We start from the raw sequence: 17810 nt of genomic DNA, 5'->3' as shown, positions 1-17810 counted from the left end.
CTGGATGAGTGGCCGATCTGTATCGCGAAGGTGTCATAACAGGAGAACAATCTGTGCGGAATAACTTCCCTACATATCGGGCATGTGCCAAGAGGGTGTTTTAGCGTATTTTCTGCCGTATGGCGGGACTGACAGGTGTGCAGATTTACCGATACGGCTGCACCGCCCTAGGCGTTTTTCAACGCCCGATACACCGTAGGGCGAGTGACTCCGAATTCCCGCGCCAAGGCTGCTTTCGACTCCCCCTCCAATACGCGCCGCTTAATCTCTGCCACCTGCTCTGGGCTTAGAGCAGGTTTGCGGCCCTTGTACTTGCCGGCCTTTTCGCCAACGCAATACCTTCCGCCTGGCGCTCGCGGATAATGCCCGCTCAAACTCCGCAAACGAACCTAAAATGCCGAGCATTAAATCCGCGCGCGGATCCGTGGTGCCTTTCGCATAGATAAGATTCTCATGCAGGAAGGTAACAGTCACACCTTTGCCGGTAAGTTCATCAACAATCCCGCGCAGATCTGTCAGCGAACGGGCGAGGCGGTCAATCGACGACACGACGAGCTCGTCACCGTCGCGCACATAGGTCATGCACTCCCTCAGTCCAGGGCGTGCAGTTTTAGTGCGGCCGGAAATCTTATCCTCAAAGAACCGGTCAATCCTGCCGGAAGCATTGAGTAGTTCTTTCTGGCGCTGATTATTTTGCTCCACTGTGGAAACCCGGATATAGCCCACCCGCTGCCCACGCGAACCAGAGCTTTTGGCCATTAGTCTTCGCCCCGCGAGGGTGTAAAAGGCAGCATTCTCCTGTTCTCTGACCGCATCACGATACGACTCGATTGCATCCGAGAGGGCATAAAGCTGAATGCCGTCGAGAGCATCAGCGTCAGCAAGTAAAGATGAAGTGCCCCAAGCAGCATAGCTAACCCCCGACGTGTCTACTTTCCGGGGTCGGGCCCCAGCTACACCGGCTGGGGTGCCCCAACCATTCAATCAGCATCCAAGAAGACCAAATCTAACCCCACCAACACGCTGAATCACAAACGTTTAGCCCTAAGCCCTGGAAAACGACTTAAGCCCGCGGATAACCGCGGGCTTTAGACCACTGAGCCTTAAAGCTCAGCAGGAGATACGCGCTTCGGCAGAACAACCGGGCGGGTACCCGCCAGCTCTTCTACGATGCGTACTACCTGGTTGGAGTAACCGAACTCGTTGTCGTACCACACATAAAGCACGAGGTGCTTGCCGGAAGCAATGGTGGCAACACCATCGACAATGCCAGCGTGGGTATTGCCGATGAAGTCAGAGGAAACAACCTCTGGGGAGGCAATGTAGGAAATCTGCTGACGCAGGTCAGAGTGCAGAGAGACATTGCGCAGGAAGTCGTTGACCTCTTCGCGCTCTACTTCCTTTTCCAGCTCAAGGTTAAGCACGGCCATGGACACGTCCGGGGTAGGAACGCGGATGGCGTTGCCGGTGAGCTTACCCTCAAATTCCGGCAGGGCCTTAGACACAGCCTTAGCAGCACCGGTAGCGGTAAGCACCATGTTCAGGCCTGCGGCACGGCCGCGGCGGTCGCCCTTGTGGTAGTTATCGATGAGGTTCTGGTCATTGGTAAACGAGTGTGCCGTTTCCACGTGACCGTGGGTTACGCCGTAGCGGTCGTTGATGACCTTGAGCACTGGGGTGATGCCGTTGGTGGTGCAGGATGCGGCGGAGAGGATCTGATCCTCATCGGTGATCTTTTCGTTATTGATGCCGTAGACGATGTTCTTAATATCGCCCTTGCCCGGTGCGGTCAAAAGCACGCGAGAGATGCCCTTGGCCTTGAGGTGCTGAGACAGGCCCTCGCGATCGCGCCACGCGCCGGTGTTATCCACCAAGATGGCGTTGTTGATGCCATAAGAGGTGTAGTCAATCTCGGAAGGATCGTTAGCGTAGATCATCTGGATCTTGGTGCCATTGGCCCAGATGACCTCATTTTCCTCATCCACGGAGATGGTGCCGTTGAAAGCGCCATGGACGGAATCGCGACGCAGCAAGGAGGCACGCTTGAGGATGTCCCCATCGCCCTTCTTGCGCAGGACGATGCCACGCAGGCGGACTCCACCATAAGCTGCCTCGCGGGCGACGAGCAGGCGGGCCAGCAGGCGGCCGATACGGCCGAATCCGTAGAGAACGACGTCGGTGGTTTCCAGATCCACGCCAGCACCGACGATCTCGCACAGCTCGCCTTCCAGGTACATGCGGAGGTTTTCCTCGTTGGACTCCTCCCAGCCCAGAACCAAGCGGCCCAGATCCACGCTAGCGGCGCCTAGGTTCATGTCTGCCAATTCCACCAGGATTGGCAAGGTCTCCGCCGTGGACAGGTGGCGCTGCGCAATGCGGCGACCGTAACGGTGAGACTTGATGATGTCGATATCGGTCTGCCCCACCAGCGGGCGGCCGAAGATGGTGGTGACAACGTTATTGTTGCGGTGCAGCTGGTGGATGAGTGGAATCATCTGCTGCGCCAGCTCAAGGCGCTCGTTCCAATCATCATGGCCAACATGTGCGTTCGCGGTCACGTAATTCATTCCTTTTCTGTCACGGGGGTGGCATTGAATCTACAAACATAAATATTAGCGCCTACTAGTGTGGGTTTTGGCATAGTCGGTTAAGGATGTCGGCCACAGTACCCCCGTTAATTTTGGCTACCTCTTCACCTACGAGGCAGTAGGCCACGGCATCATCGTGCTGCGCACGGCGTTTCTTTAGCACCGGATTCAAAAGTGGGTAGACCGGGGGCAAGTCAGGGTGTCTCCGGGTGTACTCGGTCTCCAAGCCGCGGGCGAAGCGGCCTGAGAAAGCACGTGTGGACACGGTCTTTCCACCACGGCGAAGAAGCTGCCGGTTATAGTCGCTCGTGCCGGCCTCTGCGGCGAGCAAAAAGGCGGACCCGCAAGAGCAGGCGGCAACTCCGCTCCAGGACATAGCGTTGGCTACATCAGCCGCGGTGCGCTGGCCACCGGCTGCGATAAGGGGAAGTTCAGGCACAGCGGCATGCACGTCGGATACTAGCTCTTCCAACTGCCTGGAATCAGGAGTCGCGGTTATGTCCCAGGTTCCACGGTGTCCACCAGCCGCCGGACCTTGGACGCACAGCGCGTCGACGCCGCCACGTGCGGCCGCAATTGCCTCCGTAGGGGTGGTAACGGTGGTCCACGCCTCTGCTCCTGCGGCATGAATTTGCTCTACGTGATCAGAGTTAAAGGTTCCAAACATGGACCACACCACCCGAGCGCCGCCGCGCAGGGCTAGCTCCAGCTTTTCTGCATAGCCAAAGGAGTAGTCGGGCTCGGGTAGCGGCTGGTTTTCTGCTTGAGCCAACTCGCGTGCAGCTGCCAAGTACGGCTCGGTAAGTGGATCTTGAGGGCAAAAGAGGTTCACCCCGAACGGAATTCCGGCGCACTGTTCTATCTGTGTGCGAGCAGAGTCGATGCTGGCAGAGCCCAAACCTAGGGTGCCGAAAGAGCCGGCCGCAAAAGCTGCGTGCACCAGTTCCGGGGTGGTGGGACCACCGGCCATTGGCGCGGGAATTACGTTACGGGAAAGGGAGCTAATAACCTGACTCATACCACCCCACCCTACCGAGAGAGGAAGCTAGCGCAGTGGCAGATTTAGGAGATTTTTTCGCGCGGATCTTTGGCGCAGGAAAAAAGACGCAACCGGGGCTCAATCCGAATGATCTGGAGGCAGACTGGCTTATCGTGGGCTTGGGCAACCCCGGCGCGAAGTATGCCGCTACCCGCCACAATGTGGGCTATATGGCCATCGACGATCTACTGGCTGCAGGCGGAGATGTCCTCGAACCGGTGCGCGGGCTAGATCTGCAGGTAGCTTCACTTAATTGGGAGGGCCACAAAGTACTTGCCGTGCGTTCGGGCACCTTTATGAACCTGTCGGGGGATCCTGTGGCACCGCTAGCGCAGCAATTAGGAATCGCTCCAGACCATGTGATTGTCCTCCACGATGAGCTCGATCTGCCGGCCAATAAGGTCCGGCTCAAGCAGGGTGGCAATGAAAACGGGCACAACGGGCTAAAGTCCCTCACCGAGCGCTTAGGCACGCGCGACTACTTGCGTGTACGAATTGGCATTGCACGGCCGCCCAAGGGCTCGTCGATTCCAGACTATGTATTAGGCCCGGTGGATACCGGCGCGGACTTTGACGACGCCATTGCCACTGCAGCTAAGGCGGCTCGGCTCATCGTGACCGAAGGGCTAAGCAAAGCCCAAAACCAGATCCACTCGCGTTAACCACTCGCGCTAGCACTGGGAGAATTTCTCTAGGGCCTGCGGGCTGCCGGCGGCGACGATGAAATCGGTGGGGGCAAGTTCGGTGGCGTCGGCAAGCGGGGCCCACTGCCCTTCCGCACAACGCACCGAAACCAATTGCACGCGGTGGGTGCGCCAGATGGCGGAAAGGTCGAGCGGTCGGCCCACCAATGAGCTAGGAACGGCCATTTGGGTCACGCCATAGTCGGTGGCAATCTCCGCAAAATCCCGGAAACGCCCGCCCAAAAGGTAGGCCACGCGGCGGCCCGTATCTCGCTCTGGACGGATGACATGGTGAGTGCCAATCTGGCTCAAAATGCGCGCATGCGCCTCCGAATCTGCCTTGGCCCAGATATCTTTCACCCCCAGCTCCACCAGGTTAGATGCGGTAAGAATGGAGTCTTCTAGGTGGGAGCCGATAGCGACGATGACGCGCTCGACCTCTTCCACGCCCAGCTGGCGCAGGGCTTCCGGGTCAGTGGTATCTGCCGCAATGGTCTCGGTAAGGTATGGTGCCTCTTCGCGCACGCGCTTTTCGCTGGAATCGATGCCAAGGACCTCAACGCCATTGGCCATCAACTCATGGGCTAGCGAGGAGCCAAAGCGCCCCAGTCCGATGACGACGACGGGTGGAATATCGATGCCGGCGCGGGTGCGGCCCAGCGCCTTGAGAATATTAGCCAAGGAACGGCCTTTCTTCGGGATAGCTAAAACGTCGACTTACGGTTTTTGCAGCCAGCGCCGCTACCAAGGTGGTTGGGCCAACACGGCCCAGGTACATAATGAGGCACAGCACTATCTGCGAGGGTGCAGATAGGCTCGCGGTAATTCCGGTGGACAAGCCCACCGTAGCGAATGCGGAGAGCACTTCGAAAGAAACTTGGTCACCGCTGAATTCTGGATCGAAAAAGCGCAGGGCCGCCACGCCGAGTGTGACCACCATGACTCCGGCAAAGCTCAAGGCCAGGGCCTGGCGGGTCACCGAGCGCGGAAGGCTGCGGTGCCCGATGGTGGTGGTTTCGCGCCCGGTGAACTCTGCTGCCATGGCTGCCAGGAGCACGCACGCGGTGGTGACCTTGATGCCGCCGGCGGTACCGGCCGAGCCACCACCGATGAACATCAAAATATCGGTGCCCATCAGGGTAATGGGGTGAGCTTGCCCGTAATCGATGGCATTAAAGCCGGCCGTGCGCGGAGATGCACTGGCAAAGAAAGAGTTGAGTAGTTTTTCTCCCAGCGACATGGACGACAACAGCCCGGTCCATTCCATGCAGGCAAAAAAGACCGCACCGGCGAGCAAAAGTACAGCCGTAGCGGTCAATGTCATGCGCGCGGTAATGGAGATGCGGTGGACCACGAAACGGTTGCGGCGCACGAGGCGTACCAGCTCTGCCCATACCGGAAATCCCAAGCCACCACCTATCAGGGCGGCGGCCAGGGGCAGCAGAATCCAGGCATCTGCAACAAAGGGCACCAGATTATCACTATTGGTGCTAAAACCCGCGTTATTGAACGCAGAAATGGCGTGAAAGATGCCTTCCCATACCGCGCGCGGAAAGGAATGACCATAGCCAATCATCAACCGCGCAGCCACGATGCCAGCGATGATGATCTCTGCTACCGCGGTAAAGGCAAAGGTAAAAATCAGCGTCTTGCGAATTCCGCCAGGAGCAATGGGGCGCCCCTCATAGGCACCCGTCTTGCGTGCTTTGAAGCTAATCCGGCCGGTAAAAAGCAGGCCGGATAGCGAGGCCAGGGACATGATGCCCAAGCCACCTAGTTGGATGAGTGCCAAGATGACCACTTGGCCGGCCGGGCTCCAAAAACTACCGGTATCCACCACGATAAGTCCGGTGAGCGATACCGCAGACGTAGCGGTAAAAAGCGCAGACAAAAAAGAAGCGCGGGCGGTGCCGGCCTCGGCAAACGGCAGCATGAGCAAAACCGTTCCCAGCAAAATGAGCAAAAGAAAGCCGGCGGCGGTTAAGCGCGCCGGTCCCCACTGCCGTATGGAAAGCAGATGTTTCACGAGCGGAAGTATAGACCTGCTTTCGGCGCAGGGAAACTGCTAGCCGGCACTACCCCCGCCTCGACGTTAAGATTGGGGCTATGACTTCGCCACATAGCACTGCCAAGACGATTGTGATTACGGGCGCATCGGGCGGGCTGGGCGCCGCGGCCGCACGCCAGTTGCACCGCACCCGCCCGCAAGACAACCTGGTTATCATTGGCCGCAATCCGGAGAAGACGCGCGCGGTGGCACAGGAAGTGGGCGGCCAGTACTTCCTTGCCGATTTCGAGTCTTTGGGGCAGGTGCGCCGCTTGGCCGGAGAGTTGAGCGAGCTGGAGCATATCCATGCGCTAGGCAATAATGCCGGCGGCATTTTCGATGGTCCCTCCACCACTGCTGATGGATTTGAGCGCACCTGGCAGGTCAACGTGGTTGCACCTTTCCTGTTGACCTCGTTGCTGCGCGAGAAGCTGCGCGCAGATTCTGCCAACGTGGTCCAGACCGCTTCGCTGGCCAATTTTCTCATGTCCTACTTTGATCCAAACGATCCCGATACTGTGGAGCGCTTTAGCCCCGAGCGTGCTTATGGCAACGCCAAGTTGGGCGATATCCTGCTCACCCGTTATATAGATGCCCACGGGCTTTCCGCGGTCTCCTTCCACCCTGGCGTGCTTGCCACGGACTTTTCCAAGTCTTCTACTGGCCTAATGTCCAAGATGTATTCCGGGCTGATCGGCAAGACCTTTGGCAAGCCTGCCGACGGCGGCGATAACCTCGCTTACTTTTTAACCGGCACCGAGGGAATCCACTTTGAGTCCGGCGAATACTACAACGACAAGCGCAAACCTGGTCTCCAGCGCCCCATTGCGAAGAAGCTGTCGGTGGCTCGCCGCGTCTTTGATGATTTGGGGCGCCGCCTCAATGTGGAGTGGTAGCGCGAAACCACTAGACTATGCCGCATGAGTTCTGTCGTTTCTGAGGCCTCGCGCCGCCGCACGTTTGCCGTTATCGCCCACCCGGATGCTGGTAAGTCCACGCTGACGGAGGCGCTGGCGCTGCACGCGCACGTTATTAATGAGGCCGGCGCGGTCCACGGCAAGGGCAACCGCAAGTCCACCGTGTCTGACTGGATGGATATGGAAAAGGACCGCGGCATTTCCGTGGCGTCCTCGGCGCTGCAGTTCGAGTATGCACCGGAGGGCCACGAGGGCGAGCCCTACATGATCAACCTGGTTGATACCCCGGGCCACGCGGACTTCTCAGAGGATACCTACCGCGTGCTCACCGCGGTGGATGCGGCAGTCATGCTTATCGACGCCGCCAAGGGCCTCGAGCCCCAGACCCTCAAGCTCTTCCGCGTGTGCAAGGCCCGCGGCCTGCCTATCGTGACCGTGATCAATAAGTGGGACCGCGTGGGCCGCGAGCCCTTGGAGCTTGTCGATGAAATCGTCAACGAAATCCAACTGCAGCCCACTCCCCTGTACTGGCCAGTAGGCATTGCCGGTGACTTCCGCGGCCTAGCGCATATCAACGATGATGGCGAGGCCGATGAGTACATTCACTTCATCCGCACCGCCGGTGGTTCTACCATCGCACCGGAGGAACACTTCGATCCGGATGCCGCCGGTGAAAAGGAAGAAGACGTGTGGGAGACCGCAGTGGAGGAAGCCGAGCTGCTTGCCGCCGATGGTGCCCTACATGACCAGGAACTTTTTGAGCAGTGCGTGACCTCCCCGCTCATCTTCGCTTCTGCGATGCTGAACTTTGGTGTGCACCAGATTTTGGACACCCTGTGCGCCATTGCCCCGGCTCCGCACTCGCGCGAATCCGATCCGAAGGCAGTTGAGGCTGCCACCAGCGCCATTGATGAAGTCCGCGAGGTCAGCGATGACTTCTCGGGCGTCGTCTTCAAGGTCCAGGCGGGCATGGACCAAAAGCACCGCGATAATCTCGCCTTTATGCGCGTGGTTTCCGGTGAATTCGAGCGCGGCATGCAGGTCAACCACGCCCAATCCGGCCGCAGCTTTTCCACCAAGTACGCCCTGACCGTCTTTGGTCGCACGCGCGATACCGTGGACACCGCCTATCCGGGCGATATCGTGGGCTTGGTCAACGCCGGCTCGCTTGCCCCTGGTGACACCATCTATTCCGGCAAGAAGGTGCAATTTAAACCCATGCCGCAGTTCGCGCCGGAGGCCTTCCGCATTCTGCGCGCGAAGTCGCTGGGCAAGTACAAGGCCTTCCGTAAGGGCCTGGAGCAGCTGGCGGCCGAGGGCGTGGTCCAGATTCTCAAAAACGAGGCGCGTGGCGATGCCTCCCCGGTGATGGCGGCGGTTGGTCCCATGCAGTTCGAGGTCATGCAGGCCCGCATGGAGTTCGAATACAACGTGGAAACCGTCACCGAGCCTATCCCCTATTCCGTGGCTCGCCGCACCGATGCCGAATCCGCCCCAGAGCTCGGCCGTCAGCGCGGCGTGGAAATCTTTACCCGCCAAGATGGCGAGCTCATCGCGCTCTTTGGTGATAAGTGGAAGCTCGCCTTCATTGAGAAGGAACACCCAGAGCTCACCATGGAAACCCTCGTGGCGGATTAGAAACCACACAGCTTCACACGGCAGAGAAAAAAGGCCGCTTCCCGTTCTAGGAAGCGGCCTTTTCCGTTGCGTGTTAAACCATCAACATCACAGGGACAACGGCAATTTTGACCACCTGCGCCACCACAATGGTGGCCGCATAACCGGTCATGATGCGCGAGTCGGAGCTCAACCCCGTGGCGTAATTGACCACGGCGGGCTGAGCGAAGATGCCAGAGAGTCCGCCGGAGGTACGGGTTTCGGACTGACCCATGAAGCGATTCGCTACAGCGAATAGGATCGAAACCACCACTGTGACAATGGCGGCGAGGATCATGCACTTCAGACCCATCCAGGAGAAGGCGGTGGACAGGAATGCCTCGCCAGACGAGAGGCCCACAGACGCCAAGAAGATGACGAGGCCCCACTGCTGGAAGGCAGTATTAATGGAGGCCGGCACCTGCCATGGGATGCGGCGGGTCCGGTGCAGCGCACCGAGGATAAGGCCGGTAATCAGCGGGCCGAGCGCGAAGCCCAGCTCGAAAGAAGCACCACCTGGCATCGGTACCACGACCTGGCCCAGCAGGTAGCCCAAAAAGAGGCCACCGCCTAGGGCCACCCAGTTCAGCTCGGAGTAGGACTTAATTGAGTCACCGAAGTAATCCTTGATGTCGCCCAAGCGGTCAAACTTCACGATGAGCTCCAGCATATCGCCAGAAGCCAAGTGGGTTTCATTATTGGCCAAGAATTCCTCATCGCCGCGCTGCACGCGCACGATGCGACCGCCATAGCGGGAGAACAGGTTGAGCTCCTCAACGGTGCGGCCGGCGATATCTTGGTTAGAAATAGCCACGTTTTCGATGACCAGGCGTTTATCCACGAACGGAGTTTGCGGCTGACGCTTGCCCAGCATTTGGGTCAGTTCACGGGCCTTAGCCTTGGTGACCATAACGCGCAGGATATCGCCCTTGTGTAATTCGGGGCGATCGCCGGCAACACGGACCTTATTACCGCGGCGAATGGTAGCGATAACAAAGTGATCCTTGAACTGTTCTTCCAAATCATCGTAGTTCACGTCTTTGGTAACGCGAATGGTGCGGGAGCGGAAGATCTTGGAGGCAGAATTGTCCTTATCGTGCTTGGCGGGCCAATTCTGCTTGAGCAGGAATGCCACAACCAAAATGGCCACCGCTACGCCCACGGGATAGCCCAGCGAGTAGCCCACGGCGGGTAGCTCTTCACCGGTTTGTTGCTGGGCAACTGCCAGCGACGGCGTCGAGGTCGTGGCGCCGGCGAATACACCAACGGAAGCCAGGGTATCCAGCCCCAGCATGCCGCCAAAGAGGAGGGCTGCGCCCGCGGCCACCACAATCGCAATGGCCGCCGTGAGCATGTGCTTCATCTGCTTGGAAAAGCCCTTGAAGAAGCGCTCACCGGCGGACAGGCCCTGCATATAAATAAAGAGTCCCAATCCCAGCTCTTGCAGGGAGCTTAAGATGTCTTTATCTAGATCAATAAACGAGCCGAAGACCAAGCCCATAAACAGCGTGCCCGCCGCGCCAAAGCGCAGCGGACCGAAGGGGATCATGCCAAATAGCGTGCCGAGCAGCACTATGAAAAAGATGCTCAGCCATATATTTCCATCAAAAATTGCTAACACGCTGGAATATTTTAGGCATCTTCCCCCAAAGTGCCACGTGAAAGGCACATTCTTTAACGACCACCAATGGCATCGCTACTGCTTAAGCCCTTTTCGTCAGGGGCCACCCACCCCCAGCAGCGGCACATCTCACAGGAAACTCCCATAGTGAACTAATCGAGGAGGAATTCCTTCCACCGTGGCCACTCCGTGTAGGTCTGGGCTTTCCCCGCCTGATAGTTCGCCCGCAGCTTGTGCACGTTGCGTTCGGTAGAGGTCACCTGCATATCGTCCGGGAAAAATAATTGCGCCTTACCTTGGCGCTCCAATTCCAAAAGCCGGTCTTTGGCCGCGTTATAGAGGGCGGGGCGGGCTATGAGGGCGTCGGCAATAGCGGGGTATCTGCGGAAGATGCGGCGGACGAAGGCTGGGCGCGCCACCTCAGGGCGCACATACCCGCGCGGCTTAGTGCCGATAAACAGGAACTTCTCGTATCCGGCCTCTTCTGCTTGCGCAATGGTAATGCCACCGGAAGAGCCCAAAGCACCGTCCACGTACGGCGCGCCGTCGATAAATCGCATCGGCATAATCAGCGGCAGCGTGGAGGAAGCGCGCACGCGCACGAAGAGATCTTCCGGGGTGTGGATGTCCTCGCGCGTCCAATAAACAGACTCGCCGGTATCGGCGCGCGCTGCAGCAAGCACCATATCGGCCGGATGCTCACGGTAAGCCTGCCAATCAAAGGGCAAATCCTTGTCCGCGGCGCGCTCATAAATGTACTCGGCATTGAAATACCCGCTACCACGCACCAGCGAACCCACTCCGCCGAAGCTGGGGCTTTGAGCAAAGTCCGTAAAAGACTCTTCGGCGCGGCGGGCATCGCGCGACAAGTAATTAACGGTATGCGATGCCCCGGCGGAGACGCCGCCTACCCAGCCAAAGTCCACGCCCTCTTCGATGAGCTTGACCATGCAGGCGGCCGTATAGGAATTGCGCATGCCGCCGCCTTCAATAACGAGTGCGGTGTTGCTGGCGTCAATCATGGTGCCCCATACTACGCTGGGCCCAATGAAGCGTATTTTCCGGCAATTGCTCGCGGACGAAGAAGGCACCTTCGATATCGAAACCGGCCAGCAGCCCCGCACCGGGTTCGCCTATAACCCCACCGGGAAGGCGCTGCTGCGGGTGACGGAGCCTACCCCGGCCGCGGTGAGCAAAGCCTTGGCCTTAGCCAAGGAACACGGCGCGCGGTATCTCGGCACATGGCGCCAGCCGGATGGTCCGCTCGTCTTCCTCGCCACGGCCGTAACCCACGATGAGTCCGTGGCCCGCGAGCGCGTTGCCGCCACCGGCCAACGTGCCTATTTCGACCTGGAGCGCTGCCGCACCATCACCGTGAGCGCTCACTAGACTGGGCTCCCATGGGATTAAAAGATGCACTTGCCCGGCTAACCGGCGCGCAGTCCCCGCGCCTGGCGCGCCCCGATTCCACCTGACTTAGGCCATTTTAGTGCGGAACAATCCCACCCCACCGCCAAATACCACCAGGTAGCAATGTCAAGAGAAACGTTACTCACCCACACATGCCCTAAGTCGGGAAGCGCCAGCTAACCCCGTAAGTATTCAGCCGCCTCGGCGGCAAGTTCCTCTGGGGCCTCGCTGACATCCAGCACGATGCCCGCTTCCCCGGCTGCAGTTCCTCGAGTGTCTCGAATTGCGAGTCCAGAAGGACGACCGGCATGAAGTGCCCAGAGCGCTGACTCATGCGCTCCTTGAACAGCTCATAAGAGCCGTGCAGGCCCACAAAGATCGTATCGATGATGTCGCGGTGGGAGAGCTTGAGTGCGGAGCAGCCCACAATGGCACCGGCGTCCTAGTCCGTGAGAAAGCGGCCTAAGGACTCGAGCCAGGGCTTACGGTCGGCGTCGTCAAGGGCCTGCCCCGAGGCCATTTTCTAGATGTTCGCCGCCGGATGCATATCGTCCCCATCCCGAAAAGGCAGGCCCGTGCGCTGCGCCAGCAACTCCCCGACAGTGGACTTACCGCAGCTCGAGACTCCCTTGATCACCACCTGCTTGCGCATCATCCCTCCTTGCAGCACCCCACCAAATCGTACGCACTGCGTACTGCCTGACGCAGCGCGATTCAACGCAACATGACGCAACCACCGTGCGGCTCGATAAAGCGCGGTTTAACCCAGCGGCGCGTACATGAGGTTCGCGCGCTGCACCTCGCCGCGTGTGGTCGGGTCAAAGGTCGCGCACAGGGCAGCCGCCACGTAGCGCACGCCACCCACCGGAGCAGAGGAGCCGACCCGCTCGGCGCAGTTCTGCAAGGCCGGCAGGCCGATGTCGTCGCCCGGCGAAGTCATGGAGAAGAAGGACGCGGCCATCATGGTGTCACCATCGGCACGCACATACTCGGAAGAGCCCTTGATGGCCTGCCAGGCAATCGCGCCAACGGGGTCGGTACGGAATTGGTCCCGCTCAGTCTGGGTCAACTCGGCGTTGGCGGCGGGTACGGACAGAGATGCGACGAGGAACGCAGCGCATGCTGCGAGGAAAGAAGACTTTTTCATAGCAATATTGTATCCCCGTGCATTGGGGTTGTCCTGGTATTCCTTCGCTATTGTCCAGAGGAACCGCTTGTTGCGCGAAGGATGGAAGCGCGCAGCTGGCGTATCTCAGTGGCCCCACGCGGCAGCACCCCCAGCAGGCTAGCACCGGCAGCCACGAGATTCGTTACGACCTCAGCCAGGCTCGCCGCGCCAACGGGGGCTGGCCGCCAATCATGGGCGCCGTTGTCCCAGCCGAGGCTTGTGTCCAGATCTGGCCGTGGGCGTAGTCTTCACCGGGTTTTCCCGCCGCCAGGTTTCAATCACCTCAGGCACGGTGTGAAGTGCCCCGAGTTTTGTTCCTAGGCATTTGCCTTGATTTTCATTATTACTTGCGGCGGGTTCTGCTTCCAAAATTCGGATTCCACTTCGACTGGGGTACGGTATCCCAAGCTTTGGTGAAGCCTCGTCTCGTTCCACCATGACACCCACTCAAACGTCGCGATTTCCACCTCGACAACCTCATCCCACCTGCGAGTATGGATTAGCTCGTTCTTGTAGGAGCCGTTAACGTTTTCCGCCAGAGCATTGTCATAGGAATCCCCGACAGTTCCGGTGGAAGCGGCAATCCCGTGCTGGGCAAGACGCTCGTTGTAGACAACGCTGACATACTGCGAGCCGTGATCCGAATGATGAATGAGACCTGTTGTTTCCTCAGCACACGCGATCGCCTGATTGAGAGCTTGCAGCGGCAACGCTTCGGTGCGCATCGAGTCTGATAACGCCCACCCAACGATCCGTCGAGAGTAAACGTCGGTGACAAACGCGGCATACACAAAGCCTTTCTTCGTGCGCACATACGTAATGTCAGCCACCCACAGCTTGTTCGGGCCGGGGGCTTTGAACTCACGCTCGACCAAGTCCGGGCGCAGATCAGGCACATTAGGCTTACGGGTTGTAAGTGGTGATCTGCCTTTGCCTTTGCCTGAAACACCGGCCAGGCGCATTAAACGGGCAGTTTGTTCACGACCGATTTCAATTCCGTCACGGCGGAGTGCATGCCACATTTTCCGCACGCCGTAGACGCCGTAATTATCCCGATGAACAGTTCTAATGTGTTCAACCAGCACAGCATCACGAAGGCGACGAGCGCTTAATCCACGGGCCTTGGACTGGCGATACCCACGCGAGGTGATAAACCCACCAGCGCGATTATTCTTCAACGTCTTACAGATGAATTCGACGGAAAACTACTCCGGTATTCATCGATGAATCGGATCATTTCCGACGTTTTGGGTCGAGTTCCGACGCGAAAAAAGCTGAGGCAGCCTTCAGCAGCTCATTAGTGTCGCGTAGCTCTTGATTTTCACGGCGTAACCTCGCGTTTTCCGCAGCCAAGTCTTCAGGCACAGGTTCTGGGATGTTTCCGGCACGACGGGCCTGCTGGGTCCACTGACGAGCCGTGTGCCATGAAACTCCCAACTTAGGAGCTACTGCCTGGCACGCGGCTTGCATCGACATATTTTCCGCCAAGATGCGGTCCTCTACAAGACGGACCACACGGTCCTTTGCATCCTGGTCAAATTTTCTTGGCATATTCCAGATTTTCCCATCTACTCAAACGGAACAAAACCTGGGACACTTCATTTAGTCTTTTATCGTGTCTCAAAACTCTTATTTAGGAAAGCGCATTACACCTGTTGAACAGTCGCTTCTTTGCACCTAAACAATCGCAGCAATTTGCGCTGCAAAGACACTCATTTTAATATCCGCACCTGTCTGCTCGCGGAACTCCTTAGATGCCTCAGACCAATTCCCTTGTTTGGCAAGAGCTACTACATCTTTCATTCGCTCCTGGAGGAAGAATTCGCGAGCTGATTTATCCAACAGATAAGTTTGAACAAATCGAGCAGAGTCCTGTGCGGCTTTGGGGGCAGGAACAAACTTAGCAAGACTCATTTGCTTAGCTTGCCCACTTCGTTGCGCACCATGCTCCCGCACCAGCAAGTGCAGCAGCAGCTCCTGCCACGCCCCCCTTAAGAGCGTTAACGCCTACGAGCCTAGCCAGAACCCAGGCAACCTCTTTCCAGTTCTTAACCGCGATAAGATACGCCAATTGCGATCCGCCACCAGCAGCAGAAGCCGTTAGACCGCCAAGACCGACCGCGTTGAGAACGCACTTACGGTATTCAGGCGACTTCACACTGTGGTAGGTAGAAATTTGAGGCTTGCCATTAGCATCCCGACCGTTTAGTGAGTTTGCAATTGTCTGCAGTTCTTTGACAGAGGTACCTGTCTCTCGAGCCTCTTTCTCATTCACTACCCACTTTCCATTGTCTTGGTGCAGGAGCGTGGTGAAAAGAGTTTCCATGTTGCGCTGTGCCGCATCCATATCAGCAGGAGACAACTCGTGAGTGGTAATAGGCTCTGGCTTCTGAATGTTCTCAGCGTTCTGCGTATCTGCATTTGCTACCGCAGCAGAAGTGCAAGAAAGAATTAGAGCTAAAGCAGCAGCTGGGACTTTACGCCCTAGTTTAGTGACCATGAAGAATTAGCCTTTCAAAATGGAGAGCTAGATTTCGGAAGGGAGCTGTTCTCAAATTCCGTAAGAAACAATCGAAAACAGATTGCTATGAAAATATAAACCTTCATTTAAATTCATAGCGTCGATACGGTAACACCTATCGGAGAAATTTTCAGCACTTATACAATCTGGGTACCCTTAGAGGAAATACACATAATCCCCATCCAACTATGGAAGCCCCGGCAGAGAATTAGGCGAGCACTTAATGTCGGCGCTTTTTCTTTGCCCTACGGGCGGCACGATTCAAGCCGGCAGGGGCAGCAGAACGGCGCGCATTTTTATCCATAAGCTCGGCAAACTCACGCACCGCAAGCACTAACTCCTGGTGCTCATCACTGACGTGAAACTCACGCCCCATCCGGAGATCACGGGTCATCTCTCTAACGACGCGAGCCGCGTCAGCTACCTCCTCTCTGGGGGTGCGCAGCTTCAACGTGGCTTGCTCATGCGCCTGCGCCAGCTCCTCTTGATGCTCTCGCTTACGGCGCTCACGCGAGGCAGCAGCGCGGCACGCACCCGAGCAAAACCGGGCCTGCCGACCGCGCGGATCCGCCCGTTGCGGGATTGGTTTCCCGCACCTTTCGCAGACTTCTTTTTGGGCTGCCATGCCCCCACTTTATCGCACGTGCGATAAAACCTGCCAGGCACTAAAATGCCTGGTCACCCGATTAACACTAAGAGTGCCTATAGTATGTTGTTCCCCAGCCGCTTCGCGGCGTGGGCTCGGGCCGGAAAATCCGGCCCGAAAGACTGACCGCTCGGTCGGGTAGGTCAGCAACATATTTGGATACATTCCGCCCGCCCGGGCTTGTCAGGCCTGCGGGGCGATGTAGTGGCTTCACGCGGCGCGCTGTGTGGCTTTCTAAGCGATTGAAGACGCGGTGCGGGGGTGCTTGGGTTGGGCAAGGCGCTTAAATCGCTCAGGCACTCACACCTTGCCCCGCTTTCTTCCACCTGTCGCCGCAGCCGAAAACCCCACTCCGCAACCGCTGACCCGACAACAACGCCGCAAGCTCGAGCGCGAACAGAAAAAGGGGCGCTAATTCTCCAGATTCGTTAGTCGGATTTCTATTTCAAAGTGTTACAGACTTCTTTATCCACCCACATAATCACTTTTATGAGAATTAAAACCAGGTCAACTTGTACTGTCGTTGCAACTGTTCTTTCTGCCCTCGCCCTCTCTTGCCCGCTAGCATCTGCTACTTCGACTGAGATATCAGAAGGCGCATCACCTCGGGCTGAGGTGAAGCCTGGAGATAGCTTTACTTTTACGCTTGATGAGGAAACATCGAATGATGGAATATCAACTCGCTCTTTGAATGCAGGTGTATGCACTGGAACATTTGCGAATCCCCAGGTAGAAGCCGGAGGAATTCTCTCTTATGGATTGCATGTCCGGTGTACTGGAACTGGGTTTCTTCCTTTAAGCGCAAAGATCAGGCTTCAAGAAGAACATCTCGGATTTACTTATGAGACCGTAGATGAAACCTCTAAGAATCTTCCTGAGAGTGGCTACGGATTTGTTCGTGGAGAAGCGATCTGTGACCCAACTACTTCAGGGCATGATTATCGAATTGATGGAGAGATTTTTGCAGGAAAGCATCATGACATTGGTATCTCCAAAGAAGTCCATCTTCCATGCAATGTGAACTAAGTACTCTGCATAAGCCAGGCTTTTAGTTCCTCCTCTGCACGCTCACAACCACCTGGGTAGTTTTCGTTCAGCTCTTCAGCCACGGAGTCAAAGATTTTCTTAGCGATAGCCTCAGCATGGTCAGGTTGAAGCTGCCCTCTTAAATCATTTAAGGGGGCAGAGAGAGTGACATAAGGACTGGGGCGTAAAGAATAAGACCGCATGTCAGCGGCGTATATTCGAGGAGTTGTCCCCAAAAACTGAGATTCAAGGACGACGTTTCCGAACACTAATGACGATAGGTTTTTCTCTTCCATAGTCGGCAGTTTACGGAAAATAAGGTGTGTTAACTGCCGACTTATTCAACTATGGAAACTCGGCAGAGAATTAGGCAATCGCTTAATGTCGCCGCTTTTTCTTTGCCCTCCGGGCGGCACGATTCAAGCCAGCAGGGGCGACAGAACGGCGCAAGACTGCCCGGCTTGTCCGCCAAGACTGGCCGGTGGGCC

General features: G+C 57.4%; 17 protein-coding genes and 3 pseudogenes. 5 read left to right on the top strand and 15 right to left on the bottom strand.

Features of this window, described 5'->3' with window-relative positions:
- Positions 1-167: 167 nt before the first annotated feature.
- From BJ985_RS00665 to BJ985_RS00655, 3 genes and pseudogenes are all read right to left on the bottom strand, one after another.
- A pseudogene (locus tag BJ985_RS00665) lies at positions 168-759 on the bottom strand (recombinase family protein).
- Positions 760-1103: 344 nt separating this feature from the next.
- The gene (locus BJ985_RS00660) at positions 1104-2558 is read right to left on the bottom strand and encodes a glyceraldehyde-3-phosphate dehydrogenase (RefSeq protein ID WP_049360537.1); all 1455 of its coding nucleotides are present in this window, start codon (positions 2556-2558) and stop codon (positions 1104-1106) included.
- Between the two features lie 64 nt (positions 2559-2622).
- A complete protein-coding gene (locus tag BJ985_RS00655) occupies positions 2623-3606 on the bottom strand; it encodes a nitronate monooxygenase (RefSeq protein WP_179386261.1) in 984 nt (327 codons plus the stop codon).
- A 35-nt stretch (positions 3607-3641) separates the two neighbouring features.
- On the opposite strand from BJ985_RS00655, the gene pth reads away from it, so the two are divergent.
- Positions 3642-4289 (top strand): aminoacyl-tRNA hydrolase, encoded by a 648-nt coding sequence (gene pth / locus BJ985_RS00650; protein ID WP_049360533.1) that lies wholly within the window; start codon positions 3642-3644, stop codon positions 4287-4289.
- A 9-nt stretch (positions 4290-4298) separates the two neighbouring features.
- Here pth and BJ985_RS00645 read toward each other — a convergent pair whose 3' ends face one another.
- Together BJ985_RS00645 and BJ985_RS00640 are read right to left on the bottom strand one after the other, a co-directional pair.
- Complete coding sequence (locus BJ985_RS00645; RefSeq protein WP_023021931.1) at positions 4299-4991, bottom strand: potassium channel family protein; 693 nt, start codon at positions 4989-4991, stop codon at positions 4299-4301.
- Positions 4984-6336: a TrkH family potassium uptake protein gene (locus tag BJ985_RS00640; protein WP_080971212.1), complete on the bottom strand. Its 1353-nt coding sequence runs from the start codon at positions 6334-6336 to the stop codon at positions 4984-4986. The genes BJ985_RS00645 and BJ985_RS00640 overlap by 8 nt, the downstream gene beginning before the upstream one ends.
- Before the next feature lie 80 nt (positions 6337-6416).
- On the opposite strand from BJ985_RS00640, the gene BJ985_RS00635 reads away from it, so the two are divergent.
- Both BJ985_RS00635 and BJ985_RS00630 read left to right on the top strand, forming a co-directional pair.
- Positions 6417-7253, top strand: a complete 837-nt coding sequence (locus BJ985_RS00635) for an SDR family NAD(P)-dependent oxidoreductase (protein ID WP_179386260.1) — start codon at positions 6417-6419, stop codon at positions 7251-7253.
- Positions 7254-7277: 24 nt separating this feature from the next.
- Positions 7278-8912, top strand: a complete 1635-nt coding sequence (locus tag BJ985_RS00630) for a peptide chain release factor 3 (RefSeq protein ID WP_179386259.1) — start codon at positions 7278-7280, stop codon at positions 8910-8912.
- Positions 8913-8985: 73 nt separating this feature from the next.
- Here the strand turns inward: BJ985_RS00630 and BJ985_RS00625 are convergent, their stop codons facing one another.
- Positions 8986-10551: an aspartate-alanine antiporter-like transporter gene (locus BJ985_RS00625; protein WP_179386258.1), complete on the bottom strand. Its 1566-nt coding sequence runs from the start codon at positions 10549-10551 to the stop codon at positions 8986-8988.
- A 152-nt stretch (positions 10552-10703) separates the two neighbouring features.
- Positions 10704-11573 carry a patatin-like phospholipase family protein gene (locus BJ985_RS00620; protein ID WP_179386257.1) on the bottom strand — a complete coding sequence of 290 codons (870 nt, stop codon included), beginning with the start codon at positions 11571-11573 and terminating at the stop codon, positions 10704-10706.
- 25 nt (positions 11574-11598) lie between these two features.
- Between BJ985_RS00620 and BJ985_RS00615 the strand changes: the two genes are divergently transcribed.
- Positions 11599-11940, top strand: coding sequence for a hypothetical protein (locus tag BJ985_RS00615; protein WP_236587068.1), 342 nt, complete (start codon positions 11599-11601; stop codon positions 11938-11940).
- Between the two features lie 197 nt (positions 11941-12137).
- Here BJ985_RS00615 and BJ985_RS00610 read toward each other — a convergent pair.
- The 7 genes and pseudogenes from BJ985_RS00610 to BJ985_RS00585 all read right to left on the bottom strand — a co-directional run bounded on the left by BJ985_RS00610 (position 12138) and on the right by BJ985_RS00585 (position 16044).
- A pseudogene (locus BJ985_RS00610) lies at positions 12138-12613 on the bottom strand (gluconokinase).
- A 108-nt stretch (positions 12614-12721) separates the two neighbouring features.
- The gene (locus BJ985_RS00605) at positions 12722-13108 is read right to left on the bottom strand and encodes a hypothetical protein (protein ID WP_005329067.1); all 387 of its coding nucleotides are present in this window, start codon (positions 13106-13108) and stop codon (positions 12722-12724) included.
- Positions 13109-13446: 338 nt separating this feature from the next.
- Complete coding sequence (locus BJ985_RS00600; RefSeq protein ID WP_306454639.1) at positions 13447-14307, bottom strand: IS3 family transposase; 861 nt, start codon at positions 14305-14307, stop codon at positions 13447-13449.
- Positions 14308-14362: 55 nt separating this feature from the next.
- Positions 14363-14705: pseudogene (locus tag BJ985_RS11815) on the bottom strand (transposase).
- 101 nt (positions 14706-14806) lie between these two features.
- Complete coding sequence (locus BJ985_RS00595) at positions 14807-15043, bottom strand: hypothetical protein (protein ID WP_005323717.1); 237 nt, start codon at positions 15041-15043, stop codon at positions 14807-14809.
- Between the two features lie 4 nt (positions 15044-15047).
- Positions 15048-15629: a hypothetical protein gene (locus tag BJ985_RS00590; RefSeq protein WP_236587067.1), complete on the bottom strand. Its 582-nt coding sequence runs from the start codon at positions 15627-15629 to the stop codon at positions 15048-15050.
- Positions 15630-15870: 241 nt separating this feature from the next.
- Complete coding sequence (locus BJ985_RS00585) at positions 15871-16044, bottom strand: hypothetical protein (RefSeq protein ID WP_179386255.1); 174 nt, start codon at positions 16042-16044, stop codon at positions 15871-15873.
- A gap of 741 nt (positions 16045-16785) precedes the next feature.
- Between BJ985_RS00585 and BJ985_RS11660 the strand changes: the two genes are divergently transcribed.
- On the top strand, positions 16786-17322 hold the full coding sequence (locus BJ985_RS11660; RefSeq protein ID WP_236587066.1) for a hypothetical protein: 537 nt from the start codon (positions 16786-16788) through the stop codon (positions 17320-17322).
- Here BJ985_RS11660 and BJ985_RS00575 read toward each other — a convergent pair.
- Positions 17319-17618, bottom strand: a complete 300-nt coding sequence (locus BJ985_RS00575; protein ID WP_083798073.1) for a hypothetical protein — start codon at positions 17616-17618, stop codon at positions 17319-17321. The two genes, BJ985_RS11660 and BJ985_RS00575, sit on opposite strands and share 4 nt — an antisense overlap.
- Between the last annotated feature and the right edge of the window lie 192 nt (positions 17619-17810).

This window comes from Corynebacterium tuberculostearicum (assembly GCF_013408445.1).
In the GTDB taxonomy this organism is placed as follows: domain Bacteria; phylum Actinomycetota; class Actinomycetes; order Mycobacteriales; family Mycobacteriaceae; genus Corynebacterium; species Corynebacterium tuberculostearicum.
The sequence above is the reverse complement of the archived record's forward strand: the minus strand, read 5'-3'. Positions and strand labels throughout refer to the sequence as shown.

Excerpts from the sequence above, each read along its gene's own strand:
- BJ985_RS00655 (WP_179386261.1), bottom strand. The coding sequence starts at position 3,606 with ATGAGTCAGGTTATTAGCTCCCTTTCCCGTAACGTAATTCCCGCGCCA.
- BJ985_RS00635 (WP_179386260.1), top strand. The coding sequence starts at position 6,417 with ATGACTTCGCCACATAGCACTGCCAAGACGATTGTGATTACGGGCGCA.
- BJ985_RS00630 (WP_179386259.1), top strand. The coding sequence starts at position 7,278 with ATGAGTTCTGTCGTTTCTGAGGCCTCGCGCCGCCGCACGTTTGCCGTT.
- BJ985_RS00620 (WP_179386257.1), bottom strand. The coding sequence starts at position 11,573 with ATGATTGACGCCAGCAACACCGCACTCGTTATTGAAGGCGGCGGCATG.
- BJ985_RS00615 (WP_236587068.1), top strand. The coding sequence starts at position 11,599 with ATGAAGCGTATTTTCCGGCAATTGCTCGCGGACGAAGAAGGCACCTTC.
- BJ985_RS00605 (WP_005329067.1), bottom strand. The coding sequence starts at position 13,108 with ATGAAAAAGTCTTCTTTCCTCGCAGCATGCGCTGCGTTCCTCGTCGCA.
- BJ985_RS00595 (WP_005323717.1), bottom strand. The coding sequence starts at position 15,043 with ATGAGTCTTGCTAAGTTTGTTCCTGCCCCCAAAGCCGCACAGGACTCT.
- BJ985_RS00590 (WP_236587067.1), bottom strand. The coding sequence starts at position 15,629 with ATGGTCACTAAACTAGGGCGTAAAGTCCCAGCTGCTGCTTTAGCTCTA.
- BJ985_RS00585 (WP_179386255.1), bottom strand. The coding sequence starts at position 16,044 with ATGACCCGTGATCTCCGGATGGGGCGTGAGTTTCACGTCAGTGATGAG.
- BJ985_RS11660 (WP_236587066.1), top strand. The coding sequence starts at position 16,786 with ATGAGAATTAAAACCAGGTCAACTTGTACTGTCGTTGCAACTGTTCTT.
- BJ985_RS00575 (WP_083798073.1), bottom strand. The coding sequence starts at position 17,618 with ATGGAAGAGAAAAACCTATCGTCATTAGTGTTCGGAAACGTCGTCCTT.